17 protein-coding genes are annotated in these 17,953 nt (G+C 59.4%); 11 read left to right on the top strand and 6 right to left on the bottom strand.

The genetic code is table 11. From position 1 onward, the window contains the following. From INR99_RS16940 to INR99_RS16930, 3 genes are all read left to right on the top strand, one after another. Nucleotides 1–230: transposase (locus INR99_RS16940; RefSeq protein ID WP_194117517.1), on the top strand; the 230-nt coding region annotated here is incomplete at its 5' end. Next, nucleotides 223–432, top strand: a complete 210-nt coding sequence (locus tag INR99_RS16935; RefSeq protein WP_228098418.1) for a hypothetical protein — start codon at nucleotides 223–225, stop codon at nucleotides 430–432. The genes INR99_RS16940 and INR99_RS16935, both read left to right, overlap by 8 nt. Before the next feature lie 9 nt (nucleotides 433–441). After that, the gene (locus INR99_RS16930; protein ID WP_194117516.1) at nucleotides 442–996 is read left to right on the top strand and encodes a DUF8309 domain-containing protein; all 555 of its coding nucleotides are present in this window, start codon (nucleotides 442–444) and stop codon (nucleotides 994–996) included. A gap of 61 nt (nucleotides 997–1,057) precedes the next feature. On the opposite strand, the gene INR99_RS16925 is transcribed toward INR99_RS16930, so the two are convergent. Both INR99_RS16925 and INR99_RS16920 read right to left on the bottom strand, forming a co-directional pair. Further along, entirely contained in the window at nucleotides 1,058–1,198 is a 141-nt protein-coding gene (locus INR99_RS16925) for a hypothetical protein (RefSeq protein ID WP_194117515.1), read from the bottom strand. 429 nt (nucleotides 1,199–1,627) lie between these two features. Then, nucleotides 1,628–4,309 (bottom strand): bifunctional acetate--CoA ligase family protein/GNAT family N-acetyltransferase, encoded by a 2,682-nt coding sequence (locus INR99_RS16920; protein ID WP_194117514.1) that lies wholly within the window; start codon nucleotides 4,307–4,309, stop codon nucleotides 1,628–1,630. 178 nt (nucleotides 4,310–4,487) lie between these two features. On the opposite strand from INR99_RS16920, the gene ppa reads away from it, so the two are divergent. The 5 genes from ppa to INR99_RS16895 all read left to right on the top strand — a co-directional run bounded on the left by ppa (nucleotide 4,488) and on the right by INR99_RS16895 (nucleotide 9,944). Then, nucleotides 4,488–5,018, top strand: coding sequence for an inorganic diphosphatase (gene ppa, locus INR99_RS16915; protein WP_194117513.1), 531 nt, complete (start codon nucleotides 4,488–4,490; stop codon nucleotides 5,016–5,018). A 170-nt stretch (nucleotides 5,019–5,188) separates the two neighbouring features. Beyond that, nucleotides 5,189–6,817 carry a methyl-accepting chemotaxis protein gene (locus tag INR99_RS16910; RefSeq protein ID WP_194117512.1) on the top strand — a complete coding sequence of 543 codons (1,629 nt, stop codon included), beginning with the start codon at nucleotides 5,189–5,191 and terminating at the stop codon, nucleotides 6,815–6,817. Between the two features lie 251 nt (nucleotides 6,818–7,068). After that, nucleotides 7,069–8,271, top strand: a complete 1,203-nt coding sequence (locus tag INR99_RS16905) for an ammonium transporter (protein WP_308431512.1) — start codon at nucleotides 7,069–7,071, stop codon at nucleotides 8,269–8,271. A 120-nt stretch (nucleotides 8,272–8,391) separates the two neighbouring features. Beyond that, nucleotides 8,392–8,964 carry a hypothetical protein gene (locus tag INR99_RS16900; protein ID WP_194117511.1) on the top strand — a complete coding sequence of 191 codons (573 nt, stop codon included), beginning with the start codon at nucleotides 8,392–8,394 and terminating at the stop codon, nucleotides 8,962–8,964. Nucleotides 8,965–9,047: 83 nt separating this feature from the next. Continuing rightward, nucleotides 9,048–9,944, top strand: a complete 897-nt coding sequence (locus INR99_RS16895) for a TraB/GumN family protein (RefSeq protein ID WP_194117510.1) — start codon at nucleotides 9,048–9,050, stop codon at nucleotides 9,942–9,944. Between the two features lie 73 nt (nucleotides 9,945–10,017). Here the strand turns inward: INR99_RS16895 and INR99_RS16890 are convergent, their stop codons facing one another. Continuing rightward, nucleotides 10,018–10,497, bottom strand: coding sequence for a copper chaperone PCu(A)C (locus tag INR99_RS16890; protein WP_194117509.1), 480 nt, complete (start codon nucleotides 10,495–10,497; stop codon nucleotides 10,018–10,020). A gap of 71 nt (nucleotides 10,498–10,568) precedes the next feature. Then, nucleotides 10,569–10,943: a hypothetical protein gene (locus INR99_RS16885; RefSeq protein ID WP_194117508.1), complete on the bottom strand. Its 375-nt coding sequence runs from the start codon at nucleotides 10,941–10,943 to the stop codon at nucleotides 10,569–10,571. Between the two features lie 219 nt (nucleotides 10,944–11,162). Here INR99_RS16885 and INR99_RS16880 point away from each other — a divergent pair, with 219 nt between their 5' ends. Beyond that, a complete protein-coding gene (locus tag INR99_RS16880; RefSeq protein WP_194117507.1) occupies nucleotides 11,163–12,200 on the top strand; it encodes an aldo/keto reductase in 1,038 nt (345 codons plus the stop codon). Nucleotides 12,201–12,218: 18 nt separating this feature from the next. Here the strand turns inward: INR99_RS16880 and INR99_RS16875 are convergent, their stop codons facing one another. Both INR99_RS16875 and INR99_RS16870 read right to left on the bottom strand, forming a co-directional pair. Further along, nucleotides 12,219–12,980, bottom strand: coding sequence for an ABC transporter ATP-binding protein (locus INR99_RS16875; protein WP_194117506.1), 762 nt, complete (start codon nucleotides 12,978–12,980; stop codon nucleotides 12,219–12,221). Continuing rightward, the gene (locus INR99_RS16870) at nucleotides 12,977–13,960 is read right to left on the bottom strand and encodes a FecCD family ABC transporter permease (RefSeq protein WP_194117505.1); all 984 of its coding nucleotides are present in this window, start codon (nucleotides 13,958–13,960) and stop codon (nucleotides 12,977–12,979) included. The genes INR99_RS16875 and INR99_RS16870 overlap by 4 nt, the downstream gene beginning before the upstream one ends. Before the next feature lie 152 nt (nucleotides 13,961–14,112). Here INR99_RS16870 and INR99_RS16865 point away from each other — a divergent pair, with 152 nt between their 5' ends. Both INR99_RS16865 and INR99_RS16860 read left to right on the top strand, forming a co-directional pair. Continuing rightward, the gene (locus INR99_RS16865) at nucleotides 14,113–17,031 is read left to right on the top strand and encodes an HD domain-containing phosphohydrolase (RefSeq protein WP_194117504.1); all 2,919 of its coding nucleotides are present in this window, start codon (nucleotides 14,113–14,115) and stop codon (nucleotides 17,029–17,031) included. Between the two features lie 151 nt (nucleotides 17,032–17,182). Next, nucleotides 17,183–17,950, top strand: coding sequence for a transporter substrate-binding domain-containing protein (locus INR99_RS16860; protein ID WP_228098417.1), 768 nt, complete (start codon nucleotides 17,183–17,185; stop codon nucleotides 17,948–17,950). Nucleotides 17,951–17,953: the final 3 nt, after the last annotated feature.

The raw sequence follows: 17,953 nt of genomic DNA, 5'->3' as shown, positions 1-17,953 counted from the left end.
GGGCCAAACTCTCGAAAGCCGGCCCGGCGCGCGTTCGCGCCGTGCTGTACATGGCGGCGATTGTTGCGATCAGGTACAACCCGCACGTCAAAGCGGTCTTTGAACGATTGATTGCACGTGGCAAGAGAAAAATGTCTGCACTGGGAGCTGCCATGCGCAAGCTGGTGCATTTGTGCTTCGGGGTACTGAAAACGCAAAAAAGATACCAAGCGGACTACCAAAATGCTTGACCGGAAAGACGGTATCTACCGCGCTGCCCGAGGGCTTGAGCAGCGAGAATTTGAAGAGCGAGGTGGTTTACGCGGAACAGCCAATAAGCAAAATCCAGTTGGGGATACCAATAAGCGACACGATGAATATTTGAGAGCGGCAGATGCACAAAAAGGTTACTGCCCGATAGGTTCTGGCTCTAAAAAGTACAAAAAGAAATAAGGAGATTTTATGCGTGCATTTTGGCAAGAAAATGCAGTCTTCATCCTCAAACTCAGGGATGATCTATTTACAGTGGCACAAATGATGCCCAAAGGTACTGCGCGAATCCGCCTTTATAATATTTTCAAGAATGAGGATATATGGCGCCCACTCGACCTCAGCTTCATCGAGCCACTTTTCACTGTGCCAATCGGCAACGTGGTCATTCAAAAACTAGGGGTGCGAAGAGCTAAACCTGACGAAATAAAGCCAGGTACTCAACCGTACGAGCGGTATGTAATATTTGCAAAAGCAAATTATGGCAGCAACTTTCCATGGAAAGGTGGAAAGTTGGTTGACACTGGTGATAATGGTGAAGTGGAGTCATGGCAAGCACCCGCTGTCATTGAGGACTTAACACTCGATCAACACCGAGATCTCATTCTTAAATATCAACTTAGCAATATTCTCGGAGACAACCACCTCTCCGAAAGACTCGTTCATATTTATGAAAAAGGATTCGACTTTGACCCACTCAAGGATCAAATTTTCCCCGGCTTATATGAGGCTGGATCGGAAAAATAAGGGGCACGAAAATAATGCAAAAATAGTGTGTTAATTTTCATTTTCAGTGTGCGATTCATTTCTAGCGCTCCCTTATGCTTTCACTTCCGTGTTGAATCAGCGGGCTCAAAAAATACTCGATCAGCCGCCACTGCCCGGTCTTGATTTCCACACTCACCGCCATACCGGGCACCAGATTCACTTTCTTGCCGTCGATGTTCATCGCGCTCTTGGCCAGCTTTACGCGTGCCTGGTAGACGAGGCCGAGTTTTTCATCGGAGATGGCGCCGAGCTGACGGACAGTTGCTTCACCACTTCAGTAACCGGGGCGGTCAGAGGCATGTATTTCTGTTGCAGCTCGGCCTTGATCACGTTCTGGCAGAGCACGCAGACCTGTTCGCCAGCATGCGCCAGTACATCGTACTTAAAATAGGGGAGAGACGACGGTTTTGCATGACGGAGAAGCCTGAGAAACTCCCTCGGATTCGTCCCCGCTGCGTGGTGCTTGCAAAGCAGAACCAGACCAGAGGGATCTCGATTGATCAGGGCTAGGAAGTGAACCTCGCTGGGGTTTCCTTGCTGCCCGTACAAGCATCGATAATGGGTATATAAATGCAGTCTTTATAGCTAAAGGCCCGCATAGCCATACCCATCACCCCAATTGTTTCACCACCCACTTCAGCCCGTCGTCTTCCGGATGGGGCTGGATGCTGAAGCCAAGGTGTTTCATGAAGGCCAGCATGGTCTTGTTGCTGGAAAGCACTTCGCCTTCGATGACATTCAGGCGCATGTCGCGGGCGGCAGCGAACAAGGCTTCCATCAGGCGGCTGCCCAGCCCCTTGCCCTGCCACTGGTCACTGGTCACCACCGCGAACTCGCAGCTGGATTTGTCCGGGTTGGCGGTAAAGCGCGCCACGCCGATGATCTCTTCCCCTTTGGCCCCCTGCACGCTGGCCACCAGGGCCAGTTCGCGGGCGTAATCGATCTGGGTGAACCTTGCCAGCATCGCCTGCGGCAGGGTTTTCAGCGTATTCATGAAGCGGTTGTAGCGCGATTCATCGGAAAGGGCCGCGACAAAATCGGCCAGCAGCTCCGCATCTTCCGGTCGGATCGGACGCAGGGTCAGCGGCAGGCCGTTTTTCAGCGTGGTGATCTGGATGAATTGTGCCGGATAGGGGTGGATGGCCATGTGGCCATAGCGGCTCGCACCTTCATTGGCCTTGCCGATGATGATGCGGGCATCCACCGCAATCACGCCGTGCTCATCGGCGACCAGCGGGTTGATGTCGAGCTGCTCGATCTGCGGCAATTCGCAGACCATCTCCGACACACGCAGCAGGACATGATTGACCGCGTCCAGATCAACCGGCATCTGGTTGCGAAACGCGCCCAGCATGTTCTTCACCCGCGTGCGGCGGATCAGGTTGTTGGCGAGGTACTCGTTCAGCGGCGGCAGCGCGACCTTCACATCGTTGAATACTTCCACCGCAATACCGCCGGAACCGAAGGTAATCACCGGTCCGAAGGCACGGTCGGTGGTCACCCCCACCATCAGCTCGCGGCCGGATTTCTTGCCGTGCATGGGTTGCACGGTCAGACCACGCACCATCCCCTCGCCCAGCAGATTGCGGGCGCGCGTCAGCATGCGGTTGGCTTCGGTGGCCACGGCCACCAGGCTGTTCAGCCCCAGCGAAACGCCATCGATGTCGGTCTTGTGCGTGATGCCGACCGCGTCGATTTTCAGGGCTACCGGCAAGCCCATGCCCATGGCCGCATTGACCGCATCATCGGCAGTCGCGGCACGCATTGTCAGCGTTACCGGGATATGGAAGGCTCGCAGCACGGCCTTGGACTCCAGCTCGTCCAGCACCGTTCGCCCGCCGGCCACGGCACTATCGATGATCATGCGCGCGGTGTCGATATCCGGAGCTTCCCATTCGCCCAGCGGGCTGGCCGTCTGCAGCAGTAGCTGCTGGTTATGCTGCCAGGACGCCAGCGAGTAGAACACTTCGACCGCGTGTTCGGGAGTATGGAAATAAGCGGCGTGACTGGCCGCCAGCAGTTTGCGGCTGGCCTCGACCTTCTTGCCGCCGATCCAGGCCAGCAAGAGCGGCTTCTCGCTCGTCTTGCGCAGCTCGATCATCGCTTCGGCCGTCGCCAGATCATCGGTGCCGGTCTGCGGCGTGAACACCACCAGCACGCCATCGATGTTCGGATCCCGCAACACCAGTTCGGTGGTAGCCCGGAAGCGTTCGCTGGATGCATCACCCAGTACATCAACCGGATTGTCGACCTCGGATTGTGGCGGCAGCAGCGCGTGCAGCGCGGCTTGCGTTTCCTTGCTGAGTTTCGGCAACTCGACATGCAGATCACGCGCACGATCCACCGCCATCATGCCGGCGCCGATGCCGTTGGTTATGATTGCCAGCCGGCGCCCGCGGGTCTTGTAGCTGCCGTTGAGCACCTGCGCGGCGATGAACAGCTGGTTGATCGAGCGCAGCCGCAGCACACCGGCACGCTTGAGCGCGACATCGAACACATCATCCCGGCCGATCAGACGCTCCGAGTGGGTTCGCCCCAATCGCGCGCCTTCATCATAGCGACCGACCTTCAGTGCCATCACGGGCTTGGAACGCGCGGCGGCCCGCACCGCCGACATGAAGATGCGCGCATCCTTCAGGTCTTCGATATACAGCAGAATGGATTTGGTTTTCGGATCGGCCACCAGATAATCCAGCACCTCGCCCACATCGACATCGGCCGCCGTACCCAGCGAGACGACGGAAGAAAAACCGATATCGTGCGACTCGGCCCAGTCCATGATGGCCGAGGTGACCGACGAGGATTGCGATACCAATGCCAGGCTGCCCGCCTGGATTTTGCCCTGGAAATTGGCTGAAGCCAGCCGGCTGGCCGGCCGCGCCATACCAAATACGCTGGGCCCCAGCAGGCGCATGCCAAACTGCCGCGCCAGCGCCACCAGCCGGTCGAGCAGGCTGCGCGAGGCGGCATCGGTCCCGACGAAATCTTGCGACATGATGCACACGGCCTTCACTCCGGCGCGACCACAGGCCTCGACCTCATGGGCCAGCGAATCCGTCGGAGTGGTAATGATGGCCAGATCCAGCGGCACAGGAACCGCACCAATGGCGGCAAAGGAAGGGATACCCTGCACTGTATTATGGAAGCAGTTGACAGGATACAGCCGCCCGACAAAACCGGATTCGCGCAGGTTGGCAAAAACGATTTCACCCACGGAGCCCTCGGTATCACTGGCGCCGATCACGGCAATGGAACGGGGATCCAGCAAGGGAGACAGATAATGGGGCTTCATGGTGCACCGCGTCACAATTGATTCAATCCGCATTGTATATCGCCATTTCCACGCCGACAGTGAGGACTTGTGTCAATGGCAGCGCAGATTTTGGCTGCCATCTGTCCATTGCTACCCGAGCGCCGTGCCCATCGCTATAATCGGCGGGTTTTCCATTTCCCAACTGGACTGATTCGACATGGACATCAGCAAGATCCCCGCAGGCAAAGACCTGCCGAACGACTTCAACGTGATTATCGAAATTCCGGCCAATGCCGCGCCGGTCAAGTACGAATTCGACAAGGAAGCCGGCGCGATTGTCGTTGACCGCTTCGTGGGCACCTCCATGTCCTACCCGATGAACTACGGTTTCGTGCCGCACACCCTGTCGCTGGATGGTGATCCGGTTGATGTCCTGGTCCACACCCCCTTCCCACTCGCCCCGGGCATGGTGATCAAGTGCCGCGCCATCGGCGTACTGGGCATGGAAGATGAATCCGGTCAGGATGCCAAGGTTATTGCGGTACCGGTCGAAAAAATCTGCCCGATGTACAAGCACATCCAGAAACTGGAAGACCTGCCCGAACTGCTGCTGGCGCAAGTGAAGCACTACTTCGAGCATTACAAGGATCTGGAACCCGGCAAGTGGGTAAAGGTGACCGGCTGGGGTGACAAGGCTGCTGCCCACGCCGAAATCGTCGCCAGCTACGAGCGCGCTCAGCAGGGCTGATCCTGCCGGCCGCTTGCCCAAAGCCAGCCCCAGGGCTGGCTTTTTTGCGCCCATTCAACCGGCCATCAGCAAAATGCAATCAAGCCATACGGATAAACGCCGATTACCTGACAATTAACTAATGCAATAAGGTAGTCTTTCTTCCGTATGTCTTCCTGCAGGCAGCTCAAATGAAAACACTCAAAGCCAAAATCAGACTGGTACTGATCCTGCTGACTTCGCTGGCGGTCGTCACCTTCTGCATCTTCAGCTATTTCGAAACCCGCACGATTGCGATGAATGCCATCGACGGCAAGCTGATCGCCGCAGCCAACGGCTATCGCTTCATCATTCCCGAGCGCATTCATGAGCAGCTGACACCTCGGGAGAGTGCCGATCTGGGGCAGATGCGGACGCTGAGTGTGAAACTGACCCGGTTTTCGGAGTCGGTAGGGCTGCCTTATGTGTACAGCTTCGTCTTGCGCGACGGTAAACCGTATTATGTGATTTCCTCCCTCTCGGCCGACGAGGAAAAGGATCCCAAGCTTGAGCAGTATCTGAAACTGTACGAAACACCGAATGCCGAGCTGCTGACTGCCTTGCGCGAAGGCCGGCAGACCTGGGCGGAATACACCAGCAGTTACGGCAGCTTCCGGTCAATCTATCTGCCCTTTAAAACCGCCAATGGCACTACCATCGTTGCGGTAGCCGATGCCGATCTGGCCGCTGTTCACGACACCCTGCGCACACTGCTGTTCAAGCAGGCAGGTACCGGGCTGATACTGATTCTGATTGCCGTGATTGCCTCCTTCTGGCTGGGCAATCTGGTAACCCGCCCGCTTGAACGCCTGCTTGCCGCCATGCGCCAGCTCAACAGCGGCGAAGCCGACCTCACCATCCGGCTGGATGACCGTCAGCAAGATGAAACCGGCCGAATCGCGGCTGCGTTCAACCAGTTTATCGGCGAGCTGCATCGACTGATCAGCACGGTGGAATCCGAAACCAACCGCCTCAATCAGGGCGTTCAGGACATCGAGCGCGTCGCCGAGCAGCTGGCCAGCGAGTCGCGCTCGCAGGCCGATCTGGTTTCAGCAACAGCGGCCACCATTGAAGAGGTGACTGTCAGCATTTCGCACATTGCAGCGAGTACCGGGCAGGTCGAGCAGTCTGTCAGCCATGCTGATTCGGGCGCGCGCAGCAGCGCCCAGGCCATGTCGACCATGCAGCAGCATACGGCAACGATGGGCCAGACACTGCATGCGCTGGCTGACTCGATCAGCCGGCTGGACCGGGAATCGAAGCAGATCAACAACATCACCAATGTCATCAAGGACATCGCCAACCAGACCAATCTGCTGGCACTGAACGCCGCAATCGAAGCGGCTCGGGCAGGGGAACAGGGCCGCGGGTTTGCGGTGGTGGCTGACGAGGTGCGCAGTCTGGCCGAACGCACCGCCCGTGCTACCGTCGAAATCGAAACCCTGCTGGGCACCATCTGCGAGGAAACCGCCCATGCAGTCGAACGAACCACTGCCACTGCCCATGGTGCAGAAGCAAGCCGGCAGACTGTCGATGACGTGACTGGACGCATCGCAGCCATGCAGCAGGAGATGCAGGGGGTGCTCGCACAGATCAACGAAATCTCTGCGGCAACCCGCGAGCAATCGCTGGCGACCGAACAGATTGCGCAAGTCGCCGAGCGCATCAATCACCAGGTCAGCAGTACCGACCAGGCATTGCAGCAGACCCGGCAAACCCTGGCCGGACTGAACCAGATGGCCGGCTCATTGCATGGCGTAGTTCGGCGATTCCGTCTGTAAATCAGGTACGCGGGCAGGAAATGGGGCTTGCCCGCCGCCGCAATCGCGCACCATTACAGAGCACAACTCAACCCATGCGCATCATTTTGTGACGCGCAACATTCTTTCACGCACCATAAAACCCCACGCAAACGACGCAAAATCGTGCACAGCGCCATTTTTGAGTGCATGGCACGGCTTTTGCTGATGTGATCCCCCTGAAGATGGCGGATAACCGCCGCAATCCTGCAATTCGGGTTAATGGAGATCACGTGGACGCTTTCAAAACCAGCACGGATGTGCTGTTCATCCTGCTCGGGGCCATCATGATTCTGGCGATGCACGCCGGATTTGCCTTCCTCGAGCTGGGTACGGTACGCAAGAAAAACCAGGTCAATGCACTGGTAAAAATCCTGACCGATTTTGCCGTTTCGGCACTGGCCTATTTCTTCATCGGCTATGGCATCGCCTATGGCGTGCATTTCTTCGGGCCGGTCAGTGAACTGACCCAGCTCAGTGGTTATGGGCTGGTCAAGTTCTTCTTTCTGCTGACTTTCGCTGCAGCCATTCCAGCCATCGTGTCCGGCGGCATTGCCGAACGTGCCAAATTCCACCCGCAATCGGCAGCGACCTTCCTGCTGGTCGGGCTGGTGTATCCCTTCTTCGAAGGCATGATCTGGAATAACAATTTCGGGGTACAGGACTGGTTCAAGGCAGCGCTTGGAGCCAACTTCCATGACTTTGCCGGCTCGGTGGTCGTTCACGCTGTCGGGGGCTGGATCGGCCTGGCCGCCGTGCTCCATCTTGGTGCGCGTCGGGGCCGCTACCGCAAGGATGGCGCGGTGTCCGCCCACCCGCCGTCGTCCATCCCCTTTCTGGCGCTGGGTGCATGGATTCTGATCGTGGGCTGGTTCGGCTTTAACGTGATGAGTGCCCAGAAAGTCGAAGGCATCTCCGGTCTGGTTGCCATGAACTCGCTGATGGCCATGGTCGGCGGCACGCTGGTTGCCATGCTGATGGGCAAGAACGACCCTGGCTTCATCCACAACGGCCCACTGGCAGGCCTTGTTGCCGTCTGTGCCGGCTCGGACATCATGCACCCGCTGGGTGCCCTGATTGTCGGTGGCGTCGCCGGTGCACTGTTCGTCTGGCTGTTCACCGTGACGCAAAACAAGTGGAAGATCGACGACGTGCTGGGTGTGTGGCCGCTGCACGGGCTGTGCGGTGCCTGGGGTGGCATCGCCGCCGGCATCTTCGGCCTGCCGGCACTCGGCGGTGCCGGTGGTGTTACGTTCGCCGCACAGTTGGTCGGTACACTGATGGGGGTCGGTATCGCCTTTGCGGGCGGCTATGTCGTGTATGGCCTGCTGAACAAAACCATGGGACTAAGGCTCACCGAGGAAGAAGAATTCAACGGGGCAGACCTGTCGATCCACAAGATCACCGCCTCCCCCGAGCGGGAAACCAACTGGTAATCCCCCAGCAGAGCGGCACAGCACAGAGGCACCCGGAGGGTGCCTTTGTGCTTTTGTCGCTGTCTTATCCCTGTCACTATCGGCCGGCATACTCGCCTCCGATTCGGGAGGGCACGGACGATGATCGACACGCATGTGCAGCTGCCAGGCAATCTGGTGCTGATCAAGACAGACAAGGGGCAGCAGGAAATCGCAACCCGTGCACATCAGCTGCCACAGGCACTGCGTCGCCTGCTGATACTGGTCGATGGCGCAAAATCCGTCAGTGCATTGACCGTGCTGCTGGTCGGGCTCGAAGTCATTCCCTTGCTGCGCGAGCTTGCCCATCAGGGTTTTGTCGAGCCGGCACCGGGACAATCGGGGCGGCATACCACGGCGCTGGATGCCGCGATTATCAGCACACCAGCCGAACTCACGGTGTTGACGCCAGCGCCTCAGGTTCCGGCGCCCCCCGAAGCAGGCCCCCTGAGCGAACATCGCATCCGCATGATCCGCACCCTGATGCTGGAGAGCTGCGAGCTCTATCTCGGGCTCTTTGGCCGGACATTACAACCGGAAATTGCCAGCATCCGTGATGAGGCAGGACTGCGCAGAGTACTGGCACGCTGGCATCTGGCAATGCGAGAATCAGCGCTCAGCGATGCCCAGGCGCTGGCACTGGTCGATGAAATCCGCAAACTGATGCGAGCCTGAGCAGGCCACCTTAGCCCCTCAGCCGGCACATGCCAGCCGCAGCACCCTGTTATACTGTCGACCTCGTTCAAGGAGGTCATTCAATGCTGCACCGTTTCCGTCCGTGGCTGCTGGCCGCGGTCTCTGCTGCCCTGCTCGCTCCAGCTGCCAGTTTCGCAGCTCCTGCCGCCAAAACCGCTGATTCGCTGCTGTGGAAGATCGAGAAAAAAGGCCTCGCCCCGACTTGGGTTTACGGCATCGCCTACGTGAGCGATACCCGCGCCACCAGCTTCTCGCCGGCAATGAAGAAAGCCTTCATGGACAGCAAGCTGATCGGCACCGAGGTCAAGCTCGACTTCAACAGCATGATGGAAATGGGCAAGGCCATTCTCACTCCGGAACCGAGCCTTGCTGCGAAAATGGATCCGAAGTACTACGCCCGACTGGTGCCGGAGCTGGATGCGCGGGGCTATCCGGAAGTCGCCACCGCCAAGATGAAGCCCTGGGGCGCCATCATGCTGCTGCTGATTCCGAAAAAGCAGACCGGCCAGATCCCGATGGATCTGCTGTTCTCCAAAATGGCGATCGAAAGCCAGAAGGATTATTTCGGCCTGGAGAGCATGGAGGAAACACTCAAGCGCTTCGAGAGCATTCCCGAAGCCAAGCAGATTCCCCTGCTCTACGCCTTGATCGACCAGCAGGAACAAGTCGCCAAAAACGACCAGACTTATATGGGTGCCTATCTGAAGCAACAGATCGAGCAACTGCCGCAGCTGTTCGCCAAGGAATACCCGCAACTACCAGCCACTGAAGCCGGCTGGTATGACAACTGGCGCAACCAGCAGATCAGCGGCCGCGCCCCGCAACTGGCCGAGCGGATCGGCAAGGCGGCGGAGAAGGGCGACGCCTTTATCGGCATCGGTGCGCAGTTCCTCGGCGGCGAAGCCGGCGTGATCCAGCGCTTGCGCAAAGCGGGTTACAAGGTCACCGCCGTCAAGTAAGCCAGTAAGCGATTCCGCAAGCAGTAAAAACGGCAGCCCGCGGGCTGCCGTTTTTACTGCTTGGCCAAGGGAATCAATGGCTACCGTGCTGGTGTTGCACGGTGCCACTGGCTGGCTTGGCCATCGCCTCAACGCTCACCTCAACCTGAACACGCCCAGCTTTGGCAAAGGTCAGGGTCAGCGGAAAACTGTCGCCGGCCTTGAGTGCCTGCTTCAGTCCGAACAGCATGATGTGGTAACTGCCCGGCGCCAGGCTAACCTCCTTGCCGGCCGGCAGGTCGAGCTGGGGTACCGGACTCATGGTCATGGTATTGCCGTCCATTTTCATTTCATGGATTTCGACCTTGTCGGCCAGTGCCGATTCGGCCTTGAGCAACTGGTCGCCCTTGATGCTGGTGAGCTGCATGAACACCCCGCCCGCTTTGGCCGCCGGCGGGGTAGCGCGCGCCCAGGGATGAGCGATGGTCACATCACCAGCCTTGAAACCATGGGCGGCAGCCAGAATAGCGGTAGCCAGCAACAAGCAGCCGGCGGTGTATTTCTTGAACTTCATATGGCAATTTCTCGATAAGCAATAAGTCGTGAGCTGCGGCCTTCAGGGCGCAGCCGGAAATGGGTAGCGGGTCAGTCTGGCTGGACTGGCGGAGCCTGTGCCGGCGGCAGAACGCGATCGGGCGCAGCAAGAAAAAAGCCCTCGGTTCCGGCCAGACGGAGCAGACTGGCGGCGTGATGAAGCGAGGGCAAGGCTGGTGGCACCGGTGGCGGCGCCAGAACAAGGCCGGACGTACCGACGCAGACCGGGCAAAGCGGCAGAACCGGGGCAGCATGCCGATCCGGCTCAGGTGTGACAGGCGATAAAGGCACAACACTGCACAGCACCGGTGTTCCCGATGCCAACGTTGAGCGTTCCAGTGCATGCGCAAACGGCAACAGCAGATGCAGCACCAGCGCCATCAGCGCCAGCGCAACCCGCTTTGGTCGTCGCAGTGAATCCAGCATGCCCGTGTAATGCCCTTTAGCCAAACGGGAGAATTCTAACGGATTCTCCGTCACTAGAAGAGCAAAACTCAGCAAAACTCAATGAGTGTATATCGCTGGAGAAAAGCTCATTCCAAGCATTCAGGAAAATACCCATACATGTATTCAAGCCCGCCGGATGGCAAGACAATCGCTGGCCGCTCTGGCAAGATTGCAGCAAAGCGATACCGAGGAATCAGCATGGATTACCGTACCCTGCCCGGCACAGACTTGGCCGTGTCAACCCTTTGCCTTGGCACCATGACCTTTGGTGAACAAAACAGTGAAGCCGAGGCACATGCGCAGCTGGACTTGGCCCGCGATTCCGGCATCAATCTCATCGACACGGCGGAAATGTACCCGGTACCGGCCAGAGCCGGTACACAGGGTGCCACGGAGCGCATTGTCGGCAGCTGGCTACAGCACCAATCACGCGAGGAGATCATTCTGGCGACCAAGGTCGCCGGTCCGAATCGCGGCATGGACTGGATCCGCGGCGGCCCGCAACTCAATCGCGAACAGATTATTGCCGCCTGCGACGCAAGCCTGCTGCGCCTCAAGACCGACTACATCGATCTCTATCAGCTGCACTGGCCGGCACGCCATGTGCCCATGTTCGGCCAGACCTACTACGACCCGGCGAACGAGTATGAGCATGGGCCGGCACTGGCCGAATCACTGGCGGCACTTGGTGAGCTGGTGCAGGCCGGCAAGGTCCGGCACATCGGCGTTTCCAATGAAACGCCCTGGGGCGTGATGGAATGCAAGCGCCTGGCCCGCGAACAAGGGCTACCGGTGATCAGCACCATCCAGAATGTCTACAACCTGATCAATCGCGGCTTCGAGCACGGCCTGAATGAAGTCTGCCACCGCGAAAATGTCGGCTTGCTGGTGTACAGCCCGCTGGCTTTCGGCCTCCTGTCCGGCAAGTACGTCAGCAATCCGCAGGCCGATGGCCGCATGACGCGCTTTGCCAACTTCGGTGTGCGCTACCTCAAGCCCCATGTCAACGAGGCGGTTGCCGCCTATGCGGCACTGGCGCAGGAATATGACCTCACTCCGGCGCAGCTGGCGCTGGGCTGGGTACAAAGCCGCTGGTTTGTCTGCAGCACCATTCTGGGAGCGACGACGCTGGAGCAGCTGCAGGAAAATTTGTCGGTCGGCGACGTGACGCTCAGCGACGAATTGCTGGCGGCCATCGAGGCCATTCACCGCCGCTGTCCGAGCCCCGCGCTATAAGGCTCGACAAAGGCCTGCTCAGCCCGGAACGAAACAGGCCCGTCCTCCGTCACGCAGCAACCGTACCGGATGGTGATACAACGCACTGAGGGCGGCTTCGGTCAAAACCTCCCCACAGGGGCCCGCCTGCCAGCGACCATCACCGTGCAACAGCAGTGCATGCGTAGCGAAGGCCCAGGCATGGTTGGGGTCGTGCGTCACCATGACCAGACCCCGCCCTTGCCTGCACTCCTCGCGCAAGACCGCCAGTGCCTGCTGCTGATGGCGCAGATCAAGCTGCGACAGCGGCTCGTCCAGCAGCAGCCACGGCGTCTGTTGTGCCAGCGCGGCGGCCAGCGCGACACGGCGGCGCTCGCCCCCGGAGAGGCTCCCAAGATCACGCGCCTCCAGCATGGCCAGATCTAGCCGTGCCAGTTGCTGGCGTGCCAGTTGCACATCGGCGGGGGATTCCCACTGCCAGCCCTGCAGCCAGGGCTGCCGGCCACTGAGCACCCGCTCCAGCGCTGTTTGCGGAAAAGGCTGCTCGTCCTGCTGCACCAGCCAGGCCAGCTCCTGTGCCCGCTGCCGGCGTGGCAACTGCGCCAGCGGCACACCAGCGAGTGAAACCTCACCGGCTTCGGGTTTCAACCAGCCTGCCAGCGTAGCCAGCAGCGTGCTCTTACCGCTGCCGTTCTCTCCCAGTATCAGCCAGCATTCGCCCGCAGCCAGTTGCCAGTTCAGGCTCTCTAGCAATTGGCGCCCGCCACGCGACAGTGCAAGATTCCTGCAGGCCAGCGTCATGCCGCAGCCCTCCGCGAGAGCTGCCACAGAAACACCGGCACGCCGATCAGCCCCATGACCACGCCGACCGGCAACTGCTGCGGGGCGAGCAAGGTACGCGCCAGCACATCGGCCAGCAACAGCACCAGCGCCCCCCCCAGTACCGCAGCCGGCAGCAGCAGCCGCAAATCCTGCCCCAGCAGCAAGCGCAGCGCATGCGGCACGATCAGGCCGACAAAACCGATCATCCCTGCCGACGTAACCGCAAGTGCACACGCGGCCGCCGAAAGCAGATACACCCCCCAACGCAGGGTATGCACATTCAAACCCAGTGAGTGCGCCGACTGCAAGCCCATACCCATGACATTCAAGACTGGCGCCAGCCAGAGGGCCATCAGGAGCAGCCCCAGAAGCGCCAGCAGCGGCCACTGCCAGGGCGCGGCGGAGAGGTCACCCAGCAACCAGAACACCATGCCACGCAGCAAGCCATCCGGCGCCATGCTAAGCAGCAAGGAGCTGAGCGCGCCGCAGAATGCGGCCAGCGCCACGCCGGTCAGCAACAGACGTGACTGTGTCGCCGAATGATCCTGGCCGGCCAGCAAGAACACGATAACGATGGTAGCCAGCGCCCCAAGCGCGGCGGCCAGATTGACCAGCAGCAGCCCCGCACCCAGCAGCAGCGCCAGCAGCGCGCCAACACTGGCCCCACCCGAGGTTCCCAGTACATAAGGGTCGGCAAGCGGGTTGCGCAGCAATACCTGTTGCAGGCAGCCTGCCAGCGCCAGCAAGCCCCCCACCGCCACCGCCGCCAGCGTGCGCGGCAGCCGCAGATTGAAAATCACATCGCGCACCGCTTGCCCAGCTTCACCGGAGTGCAACACCTCTCCAAGCGGCAGGCTGCTGCTGCCAATCGCCAGGCTCAGCAGCATGGCCAGCAGCAAAAGCAGGCTGACGCCTCCCAGGATCAGCAGGCAGCGGCGGGGGGTCAGATGGGCGGGCATGACTGGGCGCAGATCCGGACGATGGGCAAAGCGGTATTGTGCCACGCCCGCCCCGAACCAGCGGCGCTGGCGCCGTTGGTTTCGTCACAATGTAAGCGGACAGACATTATTCTGACTATCTTTCTACCAGCGCCTTCCAATTCGAGACTGCCATGAACCCACGTGCCGCCGCAGGCCAGTCCATTCCCTTATACATTCACATTTCCTATCTCTTCATTGGCCTGCTGATCGGTTATGCCGCTTTTACGGGCTGGTACCAGTATCAGGCGACCACCCGATTGCTCAAGGACAATGCACAGGGCCGCTTCGAGCAGATCGCCAAGATGACCGCAAGCAATGTGCAATCTCTGTACATTCCAGCCAAGGTCAGCGTAGCGCTGCTGGCCAATCAGCGCCTGATGAATGCCACCAGCCTCGAACAGCGCCTCGACAGCCTGCCCTTCCTGGTCAATGCAATCGCCGAGCAGCCGGCCAGCGCCAGCATCTATATGGGCTATGACGACGGCGATTTCTTCATGTTGCGCCGCTACCTTGACGAGCCGGATCTCAAGACTAAATTCAATCCACCGCCCCTGACGCGCTGGATCGTGCAGAGTATCGACCATGAGGGGGACTCGGTACGTGCCGACTATTTATTCTTTGATGTCAAACTGCAGCAGATCGGCAGCCAGAGCGATCCCGCGTATCGCTATGATCCGCGAACCCGTAGCTGGTTCAAGGCCGCCAGCGAGTCTGGCAGTGTCATCATTACCCCGCCTTATTACTTCTTTACCACACAGTCGGTCGGGGTCACACTGGCACAGCGAACCGCCAACCAGAAAGCTGTCGCCGGCATAGATGTCAACCTGCGCAGCATCAGCCAATTGCTGCAGCAATCCAAGGCCACACCGGATTCCCGACTCATCCTGCTGGGCACCAGCGGCAACGTACTGGGATGGGCCCGGGGCGAACCGGCGATTACCCGGCAGGCAGATGGCAGTGCCAGACTGAAAACGCTCGCCGAGCTGGATGCTCCGGTGCTGAAGACCATGGCCGCGCTACCTGCCTACAGTCAGGGGCAAGCATTGAGTTTCGACGCGGAAGGTCGTGGCTGGGAAGGCGTAGTCACCCCGATTGCACTGCCCCAGGGTGCCTCGTTGACCCTGATGATAGCCTCGCCGCGGGATGAATTACTGGCAGAAGCCTACCGCATCCGCAATAACGGCATATTCATCACTCTGGGTGGCATCGCGTTCGGGCTGGCTCTGGCAATCTGGCTGGCGCGACTGGCCGCCCGCCCGCTGGATGCGCTGTCGGCTGAAATGCAGAAGATCGAGCGTTTCCAGTTCGATGGCCCGGTCGACGTCAATACCCGCATTCTGGAAGTGGCCCGTGTCGCCCGTGCGCTGGGCAGCATGAAAGAAACCGTGAATCGCTTCCTGCAACTCTCCAGTGCCCTTGCCAGCGAAACTCATTTCGATCGCCTGTTGTCATTGATCCTGCGCGAAATGCAGGCCATCTGCCATGCCTCGGGTGGCGCCATTTATCTTCAGGAAAGCGACAAACGCACGCTGGCACTGGCACAGGCAGGCTGGCTGGACAGCGTCCTCGAGCAGGATAAGCCACACCGGATCGACCTGGAAACGGAACACCTGCTGGCCCGGGCATTGCGATCCGGACAAATCTGCCAGCAAGCTAGTGGCGACGATCTCGCTCAGACTTTCCCGGAGCTCCCGGTACCGGCAGACGCTGGATTCACGCTGCTGACCCTGCCGCTGCGCAGCAAGGAGGGTGAACTGCTGGGCGCACTGGTGCTGGTAGTGGATCCGCAGCAGCAGGAACTGAATGACGACCTGCTGGCATTCCTCACCGCCCTGTCCGGCACCGCAGCCACCGCGCTGTACACCCAGCGATTGCTGAATGAACAGAAAATTCTGCTGGAGGCATTCATCCAGCTGATTGCCGGCGCGATCGACTCGAAGAGCCCGTATACCGGCGGGCACTGCCAGCGCGTTCCCGAGCTGACCAAGATGCTGGCTCGTGCCGCCTGCGATCAGCAACAAGGACCTTTTGCCGACTTCTCGCTCGGCGACGATGAGTGGGAGCAACTGCACATCGCGGCCTGGCTGCATGATTGCGGCAAGGTGACGACGCCGGAATACGTTGTTGACAAGGCGACCAAGCTGGAAACACTCTACGACCGCATCCATGAAGTCCGCATGCGCTTCGAAGTACTCAAGCGGGATGCGGAAATCCGCTGCTGGCAGGGCATTGCCGCAGGCGGCGACCCGGATGCGCTCAAGACCGAGCTGATGGCCGAACTGGCACAGCTCGATGATGATTTTGCCTTTGTCGCAACCTGCAATGAAGGTGGTGAATTCATGGCGGCGGACAAGATCGAGCGACTGGGACAGATTGCCGCGCGGCACTGGCAGCGCACGCTGTCCGATCGCATCGGGATATCGCATGAAGAGAAGGAGCGCAAGGCACGCACTCCCGAGCCGCCGCTTCCCGTAACCGAGGCGCTGCTGGCCGACAAGCCGGAACACATCATCACCCGCAGCGAACGCGACCGACTCCCCGAGGACAACCGCTGGGGCTTCCGCGTCAAGGTCCCCGAACACCTCTACAACCGCGGCGAACTCTACAATCTCGCCGTCGCCCGCGGCACATTGTCCGAAGAAGAACGCTTCAAGATCAACGAGCACATCATCCAGACCATCATCATGCTGGAGAAACTGCCCTTCCCCCGCCACCTGCAACGGGTTCCCGAGATTGCCGGTGGCCACCATGAAAAAATGGATGGCTCCGGTTACCCGAAACGGCTCACCCGTGATGAAATGAGCCTGCCTGCGCGCATGATGGCGATCGCGGATATTTTCGAAGCACTGACCGCGATTGACCGCCCCTACAAGAAAGGCAAGACCCTCTCGGAAGCCATCAAAATCATGAGTTTCATGAAAAAGGACCAGCACATCGATGCCGAGCTGTTCGAGCTATTCCTGCGCAGCGGGGTGTACCGCGACTATGCCGAACGCTTCATGCGCCCCGAACAGGTCGACGAGGTGGATATCGCAAGCATTCTGCAGTGACTCACCCGGCCTGCAGCGGCAGAGATGTCAGGAGTGAAATATGCATTTGTCACATTCCGGTAACATCTCACCTGCCACCGCACGGCCGATTTGCCTTCACCTGCGAGTATCTATATAACAGAAGATACTTATCCCCAAGGGAACAACGGCATTGAAGTCATTGATTGCTTTGACTTTCCTTCTAATGAACGTGGCCAGCGCCGCCAAACTGACGGTGCTGGTGGGCGCCTATAGTTTCCCGCCCTACGTGAACCTGAATGAGGCCGGCGAAGCCCGGATGGAGCTGCTGGATATCCTGAACCGGCAGCAGGATAAATACGAGTTCCGTATCGTCACCACCAGCCCCAGTCGCAGGTACTACGATTTCGAACGGAATGCCTTCGATGTGATGTTCTTCGAAAATCGCAACTGGGGCTGGGGAAAATATCCGGTAGAGGTCAGCCCGGTCTTTCTGACCGGTGCCGAGAATTATGTTGCCCTCAACATGCCCGGACGGGATCAGCGCTATTTCGACAGCTTCAAGGGCAAGCGCATGCTGGGCATGCGTGGCTACCATTATGGCTTCGCCGGATTCAACAGCGACCCAGAATATCTGCGCCGCAACTTCAACATGACCGGCACGACCAATAACGAGGCCACACTGCGCCTGCTGCTGGAGGGCAAAGGGGATGTCGCGGTAATCACCTCGGCCTATCTGAATGAATATCTGGTAACCCATCCACAACTGCGCAGTCGCCTGCTGATTTCCCAGCGCATTGATCAGGAATACCGCCACACCGTGCTGGTGCGACAGGATTACGAGCCCAGCGCTGCCGAACTGGGGATGCTGCTGGCCGAACTGGAAAAGAAAGGGGTATTGCAGCCCCTGTGGCAGAAATACGGCGCCAGCACTGCGGCAACACGCAGCAATAAACGCTAATCC

The organism is Chitinilyticum piscinae (assembly GCF_015223195.1).
GTDB classification, from domain to species: domain Bacteria; phylum Pseudomonadota; class Gammaproteobacteria; order Burkholderiales; family Chitinibacteraceae; genus Chitinilyticum; species Chitinilyticum piscinae.
Note: the sequence above shows the minus strand (reverse complement) of the source record. Positions and strands in the feature narration are given on the sequence as shown.